At 47.6% G+C, this 17,299-nt stretch carries 15 protein-coding genes, 1 pseudogene and 3 riboswitches; of the genes and pseudogenes, 8 read left to right on the forward strand and 8 right to left on the reverse strand.

From position 1 onward, the window contains the following. Window position 1 precedes the first annotated feature (1 nt). Window positions 2–89: riboswitch (cyclic di-GMP riboswitch) on the reverse strand. A gap of 58 nt (window positions 90–147) precedes the next feature. Next, on the reverse strand, window positions 148–888 hold the full coding sequence (locus tag M3221_RS14630; RefSeq protein WP_251272478.1) for a sulfite exporter TauE/SafE family protein: 741 nt from the start codon (window positions 886–888) through the stop codon (window positions 148–150). Between the two features lie 160 nt (window positions 889–1,048). Here M3221_RS14630 and M3221_RS14635 point away from each other — a divergent pair, with 160 nt between their 5' ends. Together M3221_RS14635 and M3221_RS14640 are read left to right on the forward strand one after the other, a co-directional pair. Further along, a complete protein-coding gene (locus M3221_RS14635) occupies window positions 1,049–1,315 on the forward strand; it encodes a YiaA/YiaB family inner membrane protein (protein ID WP_242235144.1) in 267 nt (88 codons plus the stop codon). A 133-nt stretch (window positions 1,316–1,448) separates the two neighbouring features. Beyond that, the gene (locus M3221_RS14640; RefSeq protein WP_251272479.1) at window positions 1,449–2,099 is read left to right on the forward strand and encodes a DsbA family oxidoreductase; all 651 of its coding nucleotides are present in this window, start codon (window positions 1,449–1,451) and stop codon (window positions 2,097–2,099) included. Between the two features lie 67 nt (window positions 2,100–2,166). Here M3221_RS14640 and M3221_RS14645 read toward each other — a convergent pair whose 3' ends face one another. The 3 genes and pseudogenes from M3221_RS14645 to M3221_RS14655 all read right to left on the reverse strand — a co-directional run bounded on the left by M3221_RS14645 (window position 2,167) and on the right by M3221_RS14655 (window position 5,153). After that, on the reverse strand, window positions 2,167–3,231 hold the full coding sequence (locus M3221_RS14645) for an ATP-binding protein (protein WP_251272480.1): 1,065 nt from the start codon (window positions 3,229–3,231) through the stop codon (window positions 2,167–2,169). Window positions 3,232–3,569: 338 nt separating this feature from the next. Then, a pseudogene (locus M3221_RS14650) lies at window positions 3,570–3,985 on the reverse strand (ASCH domain-containing protein). Beyond that, on the reverse strand, window positions 3,978–5,153 hold the full coding sequence (locus tag M3221_RS14655) for an MFS transporter (RefSeq protein ID WP_251272481.1): 1,176 nt from the start codon (window positions 5,151–5,153) through the stop codon (window positions 3,978–3,980). The pseudogene M3221_RS14650 and the gene M3221_RS14655 overlap by 8 nt, the downstream one beginning before the upstream one ends. Window positions 5,154–5,337: 184 nt before the next feature. Continuing rightward, window positions 5,338–5,433: riboswitch (guanidine-I (ykkC/yxkD leader) on the forward strand. Between the two features lie 66 nt (window positions 5,434–5,499). Between M3221_RS14655 and M3221_RS14660 the strand changes: the two genes are divergently transcribed. The 5 genes from M3221_RS14660 to atzF all read left to right on the forward strand — a co-directional run bounded on the left by M3221_RS14660 (window position 5,500) and on the right by atzF (window position 13,898). After that, a complete protein-coding gene (locus tag M3221_RS14660; RefSeq protein ID WP_251272482.1) occupies window positions 5,500–6,861 on the forward strand; it encodes an APC family permease in 1,362 nt (453 codons plus the stop codon). An 89-nt stretch (window positions 6,862–6,950) separates the two neighbouring features. Continuing rightward, window positions 6,951–7,057, forward strand: a riboswitch (guanidine-I (ykkC/yxkD leader). 84 nt (window positions 7,058–7,141) lie between these two features. Further along, entirely contained in the window at window positions 7,142–7,870 is a 729-nt protein-coding gene (locus M3221_RS14665; protein WP_251272483.1) for an urea amidolyase associated protein UAAP1, read from the forward strand. Beyond that, complete coding sequence (locus tag M3221_RS14670) at window positions 7,870–8,523, forward strand: urea amidolyase associated protein UAAP2 (RefSeq protein ID WP_251272484.1); 654 nt, start codon at window positions 7,870–7,872, stop codon at window positions 8,521–8,523. The genes M3221_RS14665 and M3221_RS14670 overlap by 1 nt, the downstream gene beginning before the upstream one ends. A 13-nt stretch (window positions 8,524–8,536) precedes the next feature. Beyond that, entirely contained in the window at window positions 8,537–12,193 is a 3,657-nt protein-coding gene (gene uca / locus M3221_RS14675; protein ID WP_251272485.1) for an urea carboxylase, read from the forward strand. Next, window positions 12,153–13,898 (forward strand): allophanate hydrolase, encoded by a 1,746-nt coding sequence (atzF, locus tag M3221_RS14680; RefSeq protein ID WP_251272486.1) that lies wholly within the window; start codon window positions 12,153–12,155, stop codon window positions 13,896–13,898. The genes uca and atzF overlap by 41 nt, the downstream gene beginning before the upstream one ends. A gap of 34 nt (window positions 13,899–13,932) precedes the next feature. Here the strand turns inward: atzF and M3221_RS14685 are convergent, their stop codons facing one another. After that, window positions 13,933–14,367, reverse strand: coding sequence for a DnaD domain protein (locus M3221_RS14685; protein WP_251272487.1), 435 nt, complete (start codon window positions 14,365–14,367; stop codon window positions 13,933–13,935). 160 nt (window positions 14,368–14,527) lie between these two features. Between M3221_RS14685 and M3221_RS14690 the strand changes: the two genes are divergently transcribed. After that, window positions 14,528–14,824 (forward strand): hypothetical protein, encoded by a 297-nt coding sequence (locus tag M3221_RS14690; RefSeq protein ID WP_251272488.1) that lies wholly within the window; start codon window positions 14,528–14,530, stop codon window positions 14,822–14,824. A gap of 33 nt (window positions 14,825–14,857) precedes the next feature. Here the strand turns inward: M3221_RS14690 and M3221_RS14695 are convergent, their stop codons facing one another. The 3 genes from M3221_RS14695 to M3221_RS14705 all read right to left on the reverse strand — a co-directional run bounded on the left by M3221_RS14695 (window position 14,858) and on the right by M3221_RS14705 (window position 17,198). After that, window positions 14,858–15,487 (reverse strand): LysE family translocator, encoded by a 630-nt coding sequence (locus M3221_RS14695; protein ID WP_251272489.1) that lies wholly within the window; start codon window positions 15,485–15,487, stop codon window positions 14,858–14,860. Between the two features lie 135 nt (window positions 15,488–15,622). Further along, window positions 15,623–16,339, reverse strand: coding sequence for a YebC/PmpR family DNA-binding transcriptional regulator (locus M3221_RS14700; protein ID WP_251272490.1), 717 nt, complete (start codon window positions 16,337–16,339; stop codon window positions 15,623–15,625). A 73-nt stretch (window positions 16,340–16,412) separates the two neighbouring features. Beyond that, window positions 16,413–17,198, reverse strand: a complete 786-nt coding sequence (locus M3221_RS14705) for an enoyl-CoA hydratase-related protein (protein WP_251272491.1) — start codon at window positions 17,196–17,198, stop codon at window positions 16,413–16,415. Window positions 17,199–17,299 lie beyond the last annotated feature (101 nt).

Genomic DNA, 17,299 nt, shown 5'->3' on the forward strand with positions numbered 1-17,299 from the left:
GCCTGGCAACCTGACGACCATATGCTTTTCAGCAGTTAGGCTCACGGCTTTGCGTCCTACCCTTTCGGAGTAGTTTGCCTTTTTCAGATGTATTTTATAAATATATTATAAAACCTTCATGCTCTTTTGACTAGTACTTTTGAAAGATTACATTAATAATAGGACCGCAGCCATAGTTGGTGTTAAAATAACCGCAGATTTTAATAGAGGCTGAGGTAAAATATTGGTGAATTTCGCTCCGATGTAAGCGCCAAAAGCCGTACCGACAAGCACTTTCAGCAATAATGCGAAATCAATAAAGCCTTCTGAAAGATAGCCAATCCCCCCTCCAATAGCGAGCGGCAAAATTACAAGCATTGTCGTTCCAACCGACTGCCGGATCGTTAAGTGAAGCAGGACCATTAAGCCAATTTGAATAAATGGAGCCGATCCAATGCCGAATGTACCAGACAAAGTACCCGCAAGCAATCCAAGGAAAATACTCTTCATCCAAATAACATGACTTTTCTCATCTAACCGTTTGGACGTGTCTTTTAAAAAGAACAGCTTTACAAAAAGCAAAAAAGCGGACAAAAACAGCATGCCCGCTGTTAGCCAGTGAAGAGATGCTTCCGGGATAACAGCCGCAATTTTAGCACCGCCAAATGAGCCGGCTGCCGCAAAGGCGCCAACAATCAGGCCGACTTTCAACTGAATGTTTCCTTCACGATAATGGCTGTAGGCGCCAGATACACTTGTAAAGGCCATCGCCGCAAGAGAGGTCCCAAGCGCCATATGAATCGGCACACTGAAGAAAAGAGTCAGCACAGCAATAACAAATCCCGCTCCGCCTGCTCCGATAAAGCCAAACAGCATGCCAAGCAATAACATTGTAAACATGATTAACAATTTTTTCATCTCCAGCTTTTTTTGTCTTTAATCTCTTTGTTGTTCTCTTTATTTTAACATAGAGGCTTTTTTGGTTGATATTTGCCATTTATAGTTCTTTTTTTAAAATTATGGTATAGTATTAGTATCTGGTTCTAATAAAGCTAAGGGAGGAGACAGCATGCAGCGATACCGAAGAAGAAATACCCCTGCTTTTACGTTTTTGGCTTACTTTACTTTTATTGCGGGTGTTGCTTTGTTTTCGATCGGTCTTTTTAATGCGGATATGGAGCTGAATGAAAAAGGCTATTATATTGCCGTTATGATTCTCGTGGCTGTCGGTGCTATTTTGACGCAGAAAGTAACACGCGATAACGCAGAAGACAATGAGATTATTGCGGAAGAAGAAGAACGCAGACGCAGCGGCATAAAGCCTCCTTCTGAATAAAGAAAGTTTAAAAGATGCCTGTATGGCGTCTTTTTTGTTTCACGTGAAACGATGCACAAAATGCAGATTGTTAGACGGACGTGCTCCAACGCTATATAATCAGCCCAAAGGGAGAAGAAAGGAGAAGGTCGCTTTGACGGTAAAAATCAGCGTATATTCTGATTACGTCTGCCCGCTTTGCTTTTTGACAAAACAATCACTCTATGAAGCCCTTAAAGAAAAAGATGATATAGATATCCAATGGATCCCTTTCGAACAGTCTGCGCAAGCTGATACCCTTCAAAAGGAAGAACGCATTCTGTATTGGAAAGAAACTGTTTATCCGCTCGCAGAAAAAATGGGTGTTCCTATTACTCTGCCGGATGTAACGCCGTATCCCAATTCCCGCCTTGCGTCTGAAGGATATTATTTTGCAAAGGCGCACGGCAAAGCACGTGAATATACGGACCGGCTGATGGACGCTTTTTTCCAGGAGCAGCAAAACATCGGCCAAGTAGAAGTGCTGTCCCGGCTGGCTGCCGAAATTGGCCTGAATCAGCAGGCATATGAGGAAGCGCTCAAACAGCGCCTGTATGAAGAAACACATAAAAATGAGCTGGACCGTGCCCATAATGAAGCTAATGTGACAAGCGTACCTGCTCTTATCGCCGGTTGTACGAAATTATCTGGTGTTCCCGTAAAAGAAGCACTTGAACAACTCATTAACCAAGAACAAAAACCGAAAAAGAAAAAAGTGACACTGCTTATGAACGGACCATCGTGTGGTATAAACGGGTGTCAATAAAAAAGCCGTCCAGTACGTGGACGGCTTTTTTATTCCTTTGCATGCTGTGCAAAGGCGTTTCATTTTTTCAGTGGGATATAGGCAGTCGAATAGAAAAAGTCGTTCCTTCACCAAGGCGGCTTTCAACCGAAATATGCCCGCCATGTTCATGAATTGTTGTATATACCTGTGTCAGGCCAAGCCCCGTTCCATCTGATTTGCTTGAAAAAAAAGGCGTTCCCAGCATAGAAAGCTTTTCCTCTGGCACTCCTACGCCTGTATCTGCCACTTTAATATACACCCATTGGTTGTCGCAGTAATGGCTGATTTTTATTTTTCCCTTTTCATGAATGGCTTCTAAAGCATTTTTGATTAAATTAAAAAACGCTTTTAAATACAGGTTTTTCTTCCCAAGAATCCGGCTTCCCGGATTACGCAGATCCATTTCCACTTCCACATTGTACAACTTGTCTTGAAATAACAGCATTAATGATTGCAGCTCTTTGCAAAAATCAATCGGTATAAGCGGTTCGTCCTGCAAGTCCGGCTTTGATACCTGCAGTAAGTTTTGCAATGTCATTAATGCTTTATCAAGCTCATTTTCCATTGTCTGTAGATACGGATGAGAATGAGATTCTTTCAACAGCTGCAAAAAGCCTTTTACAGCGGTCAGCGGGTTTTTTACTTCATGAACGATGCCGGCCGCAATCTGCCCGACTGAAGCAAGCTTTTCCCGGTTTTTAAGCATTTTTTCCGCTTCTTTGCGAACGGATATATCCCGAAAAACCGACTGCATTACTTTTCGGTTTCCATAGGTAACCGGCCGGCAGTAAAGCTCTGTTTCTACTACAGTGCCGTCTGCACGGATGATTTTTTCTTCAATAAGCGGAGACAATACACCTTCCGTCATGGCTTTTTGAATCCGTTTTTTGATCATGTCATGTGATGATGGCTGAAACACGGATAGAATATTACCGCCAATAATCGCTTCTTTTGGAGCCCGAAAAAAATCGGTCCCGGATTCATTAATATAAAGAATGTTATAATCAACATGAATCACAATTGTTTCAAGCGAATATTCAATAATATTCTGATACATTTCTTCTTGCTCACCAATGGTTTGATTGATTTGATCGGGCATGATACCTGTCAATTGCCCCCACTCCTCTTTCCCATATTCCCCCTGTTTCTTTCTTAACAATTCGATATCCGCAGGGCTTTTTCCTTTTCAAGCTCAAAAAAACACTTCTTATTTTTATGCGGGCACTGCCGCCATTATCACTGGCGAAGAAGAAAATATAAACGGCAGACGCCACCTCAAAACATCTCTTTTCTTGCTTCTGATTCATCAGTCTTCAATCAGGACTTCCGTTTTGTGCATACCTGTTTATGACCAATCAGACCCACGTCCAAAATAAATCAAAAAATAAGCCTATCCCTATGATTATATAACTTGCTGTACTCTAATCGCCATTTTTAAAGCGCTTTCTTTTATGTCCAAAGAACAAATCGCTTACATACGAGCAGCATATCGCCCTGAAATTCCCGGTCCAGCTCCTGAAAAGCAAGTGTGAAAAAGTTATTATGCGTTTCGTACCGTTATGTGTATGAACGGTCCCCCTCTCCTTCTGCTTCCGCGAATTCGGCCGGCACTTCATTCATGAGCATGATTTGCACCTCTATTGTTTGGATAATAGCTGCCGGTTCCTCCCGGCTGTTTAACAGAATACTGGAATCTCCTTTTTCAGGAAGACGTTCCTGTTCAATTTCATAGAAAACAAGTCGCCGTTTTGATTCCAATGACAAGCCGAGCCGGAATCGGCGCCAAACGACCAAGCCGATACAAATGCCGGTTCGCTTTCCCCTTTCCAGAATGAATTCCCATATGTTTTTGCTGCTTTATTCACTTCCAGCCGCCTCTTCGTAGTTTCGAAGCCGATGCATAGCCGCTATGCCCAGCACAGGGCCAATCCCAAGAACAAAAAAGGCCCATTCCCAACCCGCATGCACTTGTATCCATGATACCAGATTAATGGATATAATTGTTAACAAAAATCCGATACTCATTTGAAATGTCAGTGCTGTGCCCAAATAATCTCCCTCTGCAAACTCAGAAACGGCTGCTGAAAACTGCGCAGAATCCGCAATAATAGAACATCCCCAAATAGAAGCCACTACCATCATAAGCAGCAGTGAATGTTCAAAGGTGAAGCCAATCATAAATGCACACACAGCACTCGTCCCCATAGCCCAAATGGTCAGCCGGGCACGGCCCACCTTATCTGCGAGCAAGCCGCCGAGCACACACCCAGCTGCACCAGCGAGGCCAATTGTTACAAATGAAAGAAAAGAAGCGTGTGCCAAGCCGCCTTCTGCCATAAAAAGCGGCAGCCATGTCCACATGGCATACAGCTCCCACATGTGGCCGAAATACCCGTAGTTTGCCAGCATAACCGGCTTGTTACGCAGTACTTTGCCAATCATATTGATCGAGAAAACAGACGGTGTGCCCTGCTGGGGGGCGTCCTGCACAAAACGAATCATAATGACTGCCGACAACACCGATAAAATAGAGCTTAAGAGAATAACCCCTCTCCAATCTACGTTCATCGTCAAGGCTGCCAGCAAATGCGGCAGGGCCGAGCCAAGAGTGAGTGCACCGATTACAATGCCAATCGCAAGGCCCCGGTGCTTCGGAAACCAGAGCGTTAATACCTTAACGGCTACCGGATAAACGCCTGCAAGGGCTGCTCCAGTCACAAAACGCAGCAAAATACCGATAAAAGGATGGTCTGCAAACAAAAGCAGGCTGTTGGCAAGCGCTCCTGCCAGCGCTGATACCATAAATAATTTTCTTGCTGGAAATCGGTCAGAAATCCCTAAAACAGCACTGACCAAAGCGCCGGCTGCAAAACCGGCCGGCACGGCAGCCGACACCCATGGTTTATCCGCTTCCGTCAATCCCCATCGGTCTGTTAGATCATTGATCACAGCGGAAGCACTGAACCAAAGGCTGAGCGCAAAGAACACAGCGATAGAGCCCCATGCTAATGCCCCCCATTTTGACTGTTTCATTTCTTGTCCCCCTCTTTCTGTGTCCAGACCATTGTACAAAGAAAAGAAGAAAAAAGGGAACGCAAAAAAGAGTTTTCGAAATATTTTGTTATAAAATCTAACATGTTCGTTGCACACACTCTTTTTTCTCCTTATACTCCGTATTATCAAACAAATAGGGGTTCTTATTATCGCAATCAAGAACAAAGATGCTGCCTAGGGTTCCGGTTGAAAAACGTCTGGTCCGAGAGGGAGCGTACAGCATGTACTGTATACACGGAGGGATAAAAGCCCGGGAGAATTTTACATAAAATTCTCCCGGGCTTTTTTATTTTTCCGCTACATTCGGAAAAGAGGGTGAATGAAGATGACTGAAAAAACGACACTTGCGAAATCACTGAAGCTGCATCAAGTTGTATTTATGGGGCTTGCCTGGATGACACCGATGATTTTCTTTACCGTTTACGGCGTTGCATTTGAAGCGGCAGGCGGGATGATGGCCGCTGCTTATATCGTTGCTTTTCTGGCTATTTTCTTTACTGCTTACAGCTACAGCCGCATGGTCAAAGCGTATCCGATTTCAGGTTCTGCTTACACCTATACGAAAAAAGCAATCCATCCTACAGCCGGATTTTTAGTCGGCTGGGCTCTATTAATGGATTATATTTTCTCACCCATCATTGCGGTCTTAACATTTGGCATTTTTATGAATACCGAGTTTCCAGCCATTCCGGTTTTCGTCTGGATTATTGTAATGAATGTGGTGCTTGCGGTCGTTAATATTGTCGGCATCAAGTCCGCCGCACGCGTCAGTGGTATTTCGGTTCTCGTACAAATTGGATTTATCCTGTTGTTCTGCTTATTCATCGTAAAAGATATTGTGACTGGCGACACTGGGTCAAGCTCCCTGTTTTCGCTCGCTCCGTTTTTCGGTGAACATGCTGGACTGGGTGCTGTTTTTTCCGGTGCCGCACTGATCTGCTTCTGCTTTCTCGGATTTGACGCCGTAACCACTATGTCAGAAGAAACGATCGAAGCGGATAAAACGATCCCGAAAGCCATTTTCCTCATTGTGTTTATTGCTGCGGCGATGTACATTGCGATTTCGTATTTAACGCAGGTTGCTTATCCTGAGTTTACATTTACCAATCCCGACAATGCCGCTTATAGCCTTGTACAGCTTGTTGGCGGAAACCTCTTAAGCTCGTTATTTATTATGGTATTGATCATCGCTACGTTTACGCAAGGAGTTTCCTCTGTCACTAGTGTCAGTCGGTTTATGTACGCTTTAGGACGTGAATCGATTCTGCCGGAGAAGCTGTTTACCTCTCTTCATCCGAAATATCAAACACCGGTCGCAAACATCTTGTTTGTCGCTGCCGTATCTTTATCCGCTGTTTTTATTAATTTGGATACAGCCGTTATGTTTGTCAGCTTTGGCGCTTTAACTGCTTTTACATTCGTGAATGTATCGGTTATTGCCCATTACTATATAAAGTTAAAGAAGCGTTCACCGAAAGAAACGTTTTTGTATCTTGTTTTCCCACTGGTCGGTGCCGGGTTTATCGGCTGGCTTCTGACGCTGTTAGATAAGCATACGCTGACGTACGGAGTTATCTGGGTCATTGCCGGCTTCATTTACTGGCAGGCTAGAAAAGTCTGGCTGTCAGCTCAAAGCAAACAGCGGGATGTTCAAACAAAACCGATTGTCCAGCAAAAAACGATGTAAGATAATCTAACATAAAAGTTGTTTTCAGTTTTTTCAGATTGTTATACTTGTTGCATAAACCAATAAAGGTTTTCACATCGCGTTGAAAACAAAAAGCTGTCTAGGGTTCCGTTTAAAGAGTTCTTCTTTAAAGCCTGGTCCGAGAGAGAGCGTACAGCTGCTGCTGTATACACGGAAGGATAAAAGCCTGGGAGACGACCATCTCCTGGGCTTTTATCCTTTTTTCATGATTCCATATGAGCGCCCTGCGCTTTGTTCATTCAAAAGGAGGCTGTTTTACATGACTGATATGTTAACAAAGTATATTCCTGCCGGCGGCAAATGGTCCGGACGGATCAGCCGCGGCAAGTCCATTACATTTACGGCGATGGAGGATGGCGCTAACGTCTCTCTTCTTCTTTATTCCGCCGTGGATACGGCAGAGCGCTACAATATGCCGGATACATTAAAAGCTCAGCACACTGCCCACTTAACGACAGGAAACGTGCTGATGAGTGATAACGGGCGCGTGCTGGCCAGCCTCACAGATGACTCACTCGGCTGGCATGATACGATTTCCGGTTACATCTCACGCCGTGTCGTCGACGAGCGCTACGGACGAACAACCTATCAGGAAAAACGAAACGACTGGTATCGAAGCGGTGAAGAAAACTTTGCCGTTGAACTATTCCGAAACGGCCTCACCACACGCGATCTCGTCCCTGTTGTGAATTTGTTTTCCAAAGTGTACTGCACGGAAGACGGCCGCATGCATTTTGTTTCCGGCCATGCCAAAAAAGGCGACTCTGTGACACTGCGGACGGAATTAGATGTTCTGCTCGTTTTATCTAATACGCCAAATCCGCTTGACCCAAGCCCCGTCTACCCTTCTGTACCGGTGAAAACCGAAATTACGGATGCAGCTCCGGTGCAGGAAGACGACCTTTGCTTGAATCACCGCCCGGAAAACCGGCGCGCGTTTGAAAATACATGGGACCACACAATGCTTACTCAAGGAGGCGTTCGATAATGGCGGTATTACATCATGTTATGAGCGATCGAAAAACAGAGGATGCTTTTTACAATAAAACCATCCCAGCGGGAGATGGCTGGACGTATACGCTAGAGCCGGGACAGGTGCTTCGTATTGTCGACTTGGAGGGAAATCAAGCAGCGGACACATTGTTTTATGATGCTGATAATCTGTCGGATCATTACAGTGCGGTCAACACGATTACGCGCCAGGGCAATGTGTATTTAACAACCGGCTCTGTTCTTTTATCTGAATCAGGCAAAGAACTGGTCAAAATTGTGGCTGATACGTGCGGCAGTCACGATACGCTCGGCGGCGCCTGCTCAGCACAAAGCAACACAGTGCGCTACTCACACGATACGCTGCCGATGCATAACTGCCGTGACACGTTTATGCTGCAGCTTTCCAAAAACGACCCACGCTTTACAAAGCGGGATTTAGCTCCTAACGTCAACTTTTTCATGAATGTACCGGTCACACCAGAAGGCGGGTTAACCTTTGCTGACGGTGTTTCGGCTCCCGGCTACTACGTGGAAATGCAGGCAGTGAGCCGGACACTTGTCCTAATCAGCAACTGCCCGCAATTAAACAATCCTTGCAACGCCTTCAATCCGACACCGATTCAGCTGCTGATCTGGAATCAAAACTAAAGGAGCGATGACCATGTTTACAAAAGTATTAATTGCCAACCGCGGAGCCATTGCCGTCCGCATTGAACGAACCCTTCGTCAAATGGGCATCGCCTCTGTTGCCGTCTACACAAAAGCAGACCAGGACAGCCTGCATGTTGATTTAGCAGATGAAGCGATTTTAATTGGGGAAGGCGCAGCAAAAGACAGCTATTTAAATGCCGAGCTTATTTTAAACACCGCTATCCAAACAGGCGCTCAGGCCATTCACCCCGGATACGGATTTCTAAGCGAAAATGCTGATTTTGCCCGTGCCTGCCGCGAAATTGGCATTGCATTTATCGGCCCGACACCAGAACAAATGGAGCTGTTCGGCTTAAAGCATTCTGCCCGTGAAATGGCGGAAAAAGCGGGCGTCCCGCTTCTTCCCGGTACAGCACTCATTACAGATCTTCAAACAGCTTTGTCAGAAGCAGCACAAATCGGCTATCCGGTTATGCTGAAAAGCACAGCGGGCGGCGGCGGCATCGGCATGCGTGTCTGCGGAGATGAAGCCGCGCTTGGTGACGCCTTCGATTCAGTCTGCCGTCTGGCCGAGACCAACTTTAACAATGGCGGTGTGTTTTTAGAAAAATACATTCAAAAAGCGCGCCATGTAGAAGTGCAAATTTTCGGCAATGAATTCGGTGAGGTAGCCGCGCTTGGCGAGCGGGACTGCTCGATTCAGCGGCGCAATCAAAAAGTCGTTGAGGAAAGCCCAGCTCCCTGCCTCTCTTCTGCGGTCCGTAAACAAATGCTCGACTCTGCCAAGCGTCTTGCAGAAGAAGTGGGCTACCGGAGTGCGGGAACCGTAGAATTTTTGTATGACCCAGAAGCAGAACAGTTTTATTTTCTTGAAGTAAATACCCGGCTTCAAGTCGAGCATGGCGTGACGGAGGAAGTGCTTGGCATTGATTTAGTGGAATGGATGGTGCGCGAGGCAGCAGGCGAATTACACGGGCTCAGCCACTTGTACGAAGCGCCAAAAGGCCACAGCATTCAAGCACGCATTTATGCAGAAGACTGCTTGAACGACTTCCGGCCAAGCGGCGGCCAGCTCGACCAGGTCCGCTTTCCTGAACAAGCCCGCATTGAAACATGGGTGCGGGACGGGCTGAACGTGACGTCTCTTTACGACCCTATGCTTGCGAAAGTGATTGTTCATGCCGATACGCGCGAAGATGCGATCGACAAGCTGCACGCAGCACTTCGTGAAACGCGTCTTTACGGTGTGACAACGAACCTTCAATTCATTCAAGCGCTCCTGCAGGAAAACGACTGCCGAAGCGGTCTCGTTCATACCCGTATGCTCGACAGTTTTACACCGGCGGAACAGGCGATTGAAGTGCTTGACGGCGGCATTCAAACGACCGTGCAGGACTGGCCGGGGCGTGTCGGCCACTGGGATGTAGGCGTTCCTCCGTGCGGACCGATGGATCCTTTTTCGTTCCGAATCGGCAATAAGCTTTTGGGGAATGAAGACCGGGCTGCTGGTCTTGAACTGACTCTTCGCGGCGGGTCTTACCGTTTCCGCGGCGACACTGCTTTTTGCCTGACAGGAGCGGACATGAAGGCTGTACTGGATAAAGAAGCGGTGCCTATGTATACGGTTGTGCAGGCAAAGCGCGGACAGGTGCTGACGTTCGGAGAAGCCGAAACAGGCATGCGTACTTACTTCCTCGTCGCAGGCGGGTTAGATATGCCGCTTCACCTCGGCAGTGCAGCAACGTTTACCCTTGGCGGATTCGGCGGACATGGCGGACGGGCGCTGCGGACAGGAGATGTTTTGCAGGTTCATCCTGTTGCCCTTCCTTCTCCTGCGGCGCTTGCGGCAGACAAACAGCCGGTTTTAACAAAAGAATGGACCATTGGTGTGATCCCAGGCCCTCATTGTACAACCGAATTTTTATTGCCGGAATACTTGGAGCAGCTCACTGAAACAAGCTGGGAAGTTCACTTTAACAGCTCGCGCACTGGTGTCCGCTTAATTGGGCCTGCCCCGCTCTGGACACGTGAAGACGGCGGTGAAGCCGGTCTTCATCCGTCTAATATTCATGATAATGCGTATGCCATCGGAACACTTGATTTAACAGGTGACATGCCGATTTTACTTGGTCCGGACGGGCCGAGCCTGGGCGGATTTGTCTGCCCGGTCACAACGGCTTCCGCAGAATTTTGGAAGATCGGCCAGCTGCATGCCGGCGACCGCATCCGTTTTCAGCTGTTGACGCTCCAGGAAGCCGAAGTTCTTCGCCAGGCACAGGAGGAGCACTTGAATGCCATTGGGTTACAGGAAGCGTCTTCTCCGCTTCCATCACTTCCGGAAAAAGCGGCCCGCTTTACGCCGGATTATCCGATTCTCGTTGAGCAGTCAACGGGCAGCTTCCCGATGACGATCCGGGCAGCAGGCGACGAGCACGTACTAGTTGAATATGGGGAGATGGAGCTTGACCTTCTGCTTCGTTTTCAAGTTCACGCTTTAATGGAAGCCGTTCAATCACGCTCTGACATTCCGGTTCTTGATTTGACGCCGGGTATCCGTTCTTTGCAGGTTCATATCGATGCTTCCAAAATGTCGATCACGGAGCTTTGCGAAGTTCTCGCAGCCATCGATGAAAAGCTTCCACCGCTTGAAGAAATTGAAGTGCCATCGCGTATCGTCCGACTTCCCCTTTCCTGGGATGATCCAGCGACGCAGCTGGCCATCGAGCGCTATCAGAAAAACGTCCGCCCTGACGCTCCGTGGTGCCCGAGCAACCTCGAATTTATCCGCCGGGTCAACGGGTTAAACGACATCGAAGATGTAAAACGTATCGTATTTGACGCCAACTATCTTGTTCTCGGCCTAGGGGATGTGTACCTCGGTGCCCCTGTCGCAACGCCGGTCGACCCGCGCCACCGGCTTGTGACCACTAAATACAACCCAGCTCGTACATGGACGCCGGAAAACGCAGTAGGGATCGGCGGTGCCTACATGTGTGTATACGGCATGGAAGGACCAGGAGGCTATCAGTTTGTCGGCCGTACCGTACAGGTTTGGAACCGGCTTCGTGAAACCGAAAGCTTCCAGGCTGGCAAGCCGTGGCTGCTCCGTTTCTTCGACCAAATTCAATTTTATCCGGTTAGTGCGGACGAACTGCTTGAAATGCGTGAAGACTTTCTGCGCGGACGTTTTGAAATTGACATTACGGAAACCACCTTTAAACTCGGCGACTATTTAGCTTTTCTCGAATCCATTGAAGAAAGCGCCCAGGAATTCCGCCAAACACAGCAGGCTGCTTTCCATGCCGAGCGGGAAAGCTGGCGTGAGCTTGGCCTTACGGAATATGTGTCCGAACACGAAGCAGCAGAGCCAGCGGAAGAAACCATTCCGGAAGGAGCGGAAGCGGTCCGCTGCTCAATGCCTGGAAGTGTGTGGAAGGTTCTTGTTTCTCCAGGAGACGAAGTGAAGAAAGGCGATACGCTTATCATTGAAGAAAGCATGAAAATGGAGTTTCCCCAGCCGGCTCCATGTGATGGCTTTGTCGAGTCTGTTTATGTAGCGCCAGGAGATGAAGTTCATGCGGGACAGTTGATTGTTTCTATTACAAAAGAAAAGCGAGGTGCTTTTGATGCAGACGATAAACCTGCCGAAAACGTTATCCATTCGTGAGTTAAAGAAGGGCTACCAATCTGGCAGCTTAAAGCCGGAGATGGTCGTTGAACAAATTATCGAACGGTCTGAGACTGACCGGGACATGAATATTTGGATTACACCGCCGTCCTGGAGCTTCATCCGCCCTTACGTAGAGCGGTTAAAGACTATCGATCCATCCCAGGCACCGCTTTGGGGCATTCCGTTTGCCATTAAAGACAACATCGACCTTGCCGGTGTGGCGACAACAGCGGGGTGTGCAGAATTTGCTTACACACCCGATGAACATGCAACCGTCGTTGGGCGCTTGATTGACGCCGGTGCTATTCCAGTCGGAAAAACAAACCTAGACCAATTTGCGACTGGCCTCGTTGGAACAAGAAGCCCGTATGGCGAAACGAAAAATGCGCTGAACCCCGATTTAATCAGCGGCGGTTCAAGCGCGGGCTCCGCCGTATCCGTCGCCCGCGGCCAGGCGGCTTTTTCACTCGGCACAGACACAGCAGGATCTGGACGCGTACCGGCCGGGCTTAACCGATTGATCGGCTACAAGCCGAGCCTGGGTGCATGGCCGGTCAAAGGCGTCGTTCCGGCGTGTGCGAGCCTTGATTGTGTAACGGTTTTTGCCAACAGCTTAGATGATGCAGATCTTGTCGATCAAGCTGCCCGCGGCTTTGATGCCCGGGACCCATGGTCGAAACAGATTACACGCCAGGCATCAGCGCTTCCCCAAAAAATATTAGTACCAAGCGAATCGCCGGTTTTTTACGGACCATTCGCAGATCAATACAAACAAGCCTGGCAGCATACGTTAGAAAAGCTGCATGCGCTCGGTCTGCCTGTTGAATCGATCGATGTCACCTACCTTTCCGAAGCAGCTGCTGTTTTATACGACGGCCCGTGGGTAGCAGAGCGCTGGGCTGATTTGGGCTCGTTCATTAACGAACATCAAAGCGCCGTATTCCCGGTAACAGAAACCGTATTACGATCCGGAGCTAAGCCGGAATATGATGCAGCCTCTGTTTTCAAGGCAATGCATACGCTTCAGGCGTTTAAACAAAAAGCTCATCAGCAGCTTCAAGATGCCGTTTTGATTATGCCGACAGCCGGCGGTACGTGGACACGCGAAGAGGTCCGCAACAACCCTGTTCAAACAAACAGTCAAATGGGGCTTTATACAAATCACTGCAATTTGCTCGATTTGTCCGCTGTGAACATTCCGGCCGAAGATGCAGCCCAAAATGTGCCGTTTGGCATTACACTATTTTCAGGACCAAGAGATGAGCATTTGATTACGGGCTTCGCCGGCTTGTTTTTACACGGCCGCCGCGCGCCTGAAAAACCATCCACGACGCTCGTTGCTGTCTGCGGCCTTCATATGAAAGGATTTCCGCTTGAAAAGCAAATGCTCGAGCACGAAGCCATTTTTGTCCGGGAAGCAAAAACGGCTCCCGACTATAAGCTTGTAGAGCTCGATACCATGCCGAAAAAACCGGGGCTCATTCGAACAACAGAGGATGGCTTCTCTATTGAACTGGAATTGTGGGAAATGCCTATTTCCCAATTAGGGTCATTTGTTTCCCTTATTCCGTCGCCGCTTGGTTTTGGTACTATTGAACTCGAAGATGGTACACATGTGCAGGGATTCTTGTGTGAAGCAAGCGCAGCAGCGGCCGGAAAAGATATCTCTTCCCTCGGCGGATGGCGATATCGCCAAAACTAAAAAGCTTCAGCGGCATCGAGCCGCTGAAGCTTTTTTATGAGCGCGTAAACAGCTCCCGAATATAAGCGCCAAGCTGTTCATCTGTTAAATTACTGGCAGCCGCCCCACGGATCATATCCACTGTGAGGACGGTTTTTTTCTTCGAGTGAAGAATATCCGTCATCCAAAGCGTTTTATATTTTGTATGTTCTTTTTGAACGAGATTCATTGCTTCTTCTGCGGTTTCCACCTTTAATCTGCTCCAATGCATCGCAATTTTAAAAAGCGACGGGTGGCTGAGAGACAAGGAAGCCAAAAGTATGTATTGAATAAGGACATTAATTACCTCATCTCGCAGGTGGTACCGTTTATTTAAATCGGCAATAACAGTAAGATCCATATTAGAGACGGAATCTTTTCCAGTGGTATGCATGATCATCTGCCGTGGACTAATGCTTTTAAAGTATGCGGCAGCGTTATGGCTCGTCATTGAGAGTGTCCTCCTTTTTAAAGAATGCTTATTCCTTTTCTTTCCCCGCCTGCCCCTTTCTAAAGCCTTCTTTTTTCTAGAAAATGTTTGAAGTTCCGTATTCCCGGCTATTCTACTACACAAAAGCTCTTTTAAGCCAAAAAAAGAAAGGACTTTTCCGATGAGCACAATAAAAGATCTTCACCACACAGATGAACCCGTTCAAGAAACCGGCACCTACATTTGTGCCGCTGGCAAAAGAGAAGAATTAAAGGAAGGCGAACAATTTCCGGTCTGCCCGAATACAAATGCACCGACCACCTGGCGCCATGAAGATCATATACACAATACCGGCGACCGCGTGACAGAAGCCGGTACGTATGGAGATGAAGACAAAGACGAAGTGGAGCTTGCACAAGGCGATACTTTCCCATCCTGCCCTAAATCCGGACAATCTACAACATGGAAACACGCTTAATAAAAAACAGCCTCTCCTGCCAGAGGCTGTTTTTTAACGCCCTTGAAGTGCTATTTTAACGCCAAGGCCGATATAAATCGCCCCGATCACTTTATTACCGCCGCCCCGGTTCAGCCAGGAAATGCGCTTTATCCGCTCGCTGATCGGTTCGATGGTCAGCGCAATCAGCGCTGTATACATCACGCCGAGCAGCACGAAAATGAGACCGAGTGTCATAAATTGAAAAATGGACACACCGCGCGCCGGATCCACAAACTGCGGTAAAAAAGCCAGAAAAAACAGCGCCGTTTTCGGATTCAATACTTCTGCCAGAATCGCTTGTCTATAAATGCGCCCGGCTGAAGCTGCCGATGCCTTTGCCATTTCCGTTTGAGAGGCCTTAGCAAAAACAGCCCGGATGCCCATATAAAATAAATAAAAGGCACCAGCCCATTTCACCATATTAAATGCGGAAGCAGATGTCATTAAAATAGCCGACAGGCCGACCGCCGCAAAAATAGTATGAATTAAATCACCCGTTGCAAGACCCAGGCCGGTAATAACGCCGGCTTTCCGCCCGTTTTGAACCGTTCGTGCTGCCGTTAGTAAAACAGCCGGACCGGGAACCAAAAACAAGCCGATCACAACCGCCGTAAACGTCAGCAATGTTGAAAAATCAAACATGATGCACCCTCACTTTTGCTTCTTATTCTTCTTTTATGATAGCAGGCACACCCTAAAATGATCCAGTTTATCTTGCTAAAGCGTTTTGGACAAAAGAAAAAGCAGCTGCTTCCTTGGAGCGCTGCTTTTTTCTTCTTATCCTAAATCAACGTTGTGGTATACCTGCTGTACATCCTCTAAATCTTCGATAGCATCAATCATTTTCTCGAATTGTGCCAGATCTTCTTCTGACAATGTCACGTCGTTTTGTGCAAGCATCGTCAGCTCCGCAACTGTAAATTCTGTTACGCCCGCTGCTTTCAGCGCCTCCTGCACGGCATGGAATTGATCCGGCTCCGCATACACAATCACGGAATCTTCTTCTTCAAGCACATCCCGTACATCGATATCGGCTTCCATTAACAGCTCCAGCACTTCGTCTGCTGTTTTTCCTTCCAAGCCAAACACGGCTGTTGCATCAAACATGTAAGCGACCGAACCGCTCACACCCATGTTTCCGCCGTTTTTCCCAAATGCAGCCCGCACATCAGAAGCGGTCCGGTTCACGTTATTTGTTAAAGCATCTACAATCACCATAGAGCCGCTTGGCCCAAATCCTTCGTAGCGAAGCTCATCGTAGTTTTCTTCCGCTCCGCCTTTTGCTTTTTCGATCGCCCGGTCTATAATCGTTTTAGGCACGCTGTATGTTTTCGCGCGCTCGAGCACCATCCGAAGCGCCTGATTGCTTTCTGGATTCGGCTCGCCCTGCTTGGCTGCTACGTAGATTTCACGGCCGAATTTGGCGTAAATACGGCTTGTGTTGGCATCTTTTGATGCTTTCTTTTCTTTAATGTTATTCCATTTACGTCCCACACTGAACACTCGCTTTCCATTTTACAATCTATGTTTATTATACAATAAACATAGAGCTCCATACAAAGAGGGTTTATTGATCCCGAAATACAGCCGGGCGCTTTTGGATAAAAGCCGTTACGCCCTCCTGCACATCTTGTGAAGCAAACAGCGCACCGAATTGTTCTACTTCAAGCGCCAATCCGTTCTCAAGCGGCAGCTCTGCACCCGCGAATACAGCCTGCATCGCTGCTTTTACAGACAAGCGGCTTTTCTGTGAAATGAGCTCCGCCATTCCGGCCGCTTCTTGCAAAAGCTGATCTGCCTCGACAGAACGGTTCACCAAACCAATCCGTTCTGCTTCCCGTCCATCTATAAACCGGCCGGTTAAAATGAGTTCAAGCGCCGTTGCCGTATTCGTTAACCGGGTGAGGCGCTGCGTCCCCCCGTAGCCTGGAATCAAGCCAAGCTTTGTTTCGGGAAGCCCGAGTTTTGCTTCATGTACCGCAATCCGCAGATGACAGCTCATCGCCAGTTCCAGCCCCCCGCCCAGGCAGGCACCATTAATCGCGGCAATGATCGGTTTTTCGGACTGCTCTATTTTTGTACATAATGCCTGGCCTTTCTGTGCGGCTTTCTTTGCTTCTTCTACCTGTCCAAACAAAGATGTGAATTCTTTAATATCTGCCCCGGCCACAAAGAAAGAGCCATCCCCTGTTAAAATACCAGCTCTGACAGACGGATTGTTATTCAGCTCATCGATACACTGCTCCAGCTCTTCCAGCAATCTTTCATTCAGCGCATTCACAGGCGGATTTTTCAGCATCATGTAAGCGATCTTGTTTTCCACTTTTGTTTGAATCAAAGAAAAAGGCTTCATTTCTATTCACTCTCCTTGTTAACATCCTGTTTTCATTTTATTGTACAAAAACCGAAATGAGTCTTCATTCATTATTTACCCACAAAAAAGCGTCTGAACAA

It is taken from the genome of Domibacillus indicus (assembly GCF_023715895.1).
Taxonomy (GTDB): domain Bacteria; phylum Bacillota; class Bacilli; order Bacillales; family Domibacillaceae; genus Domibacillus; species Domibacillus indicus_A.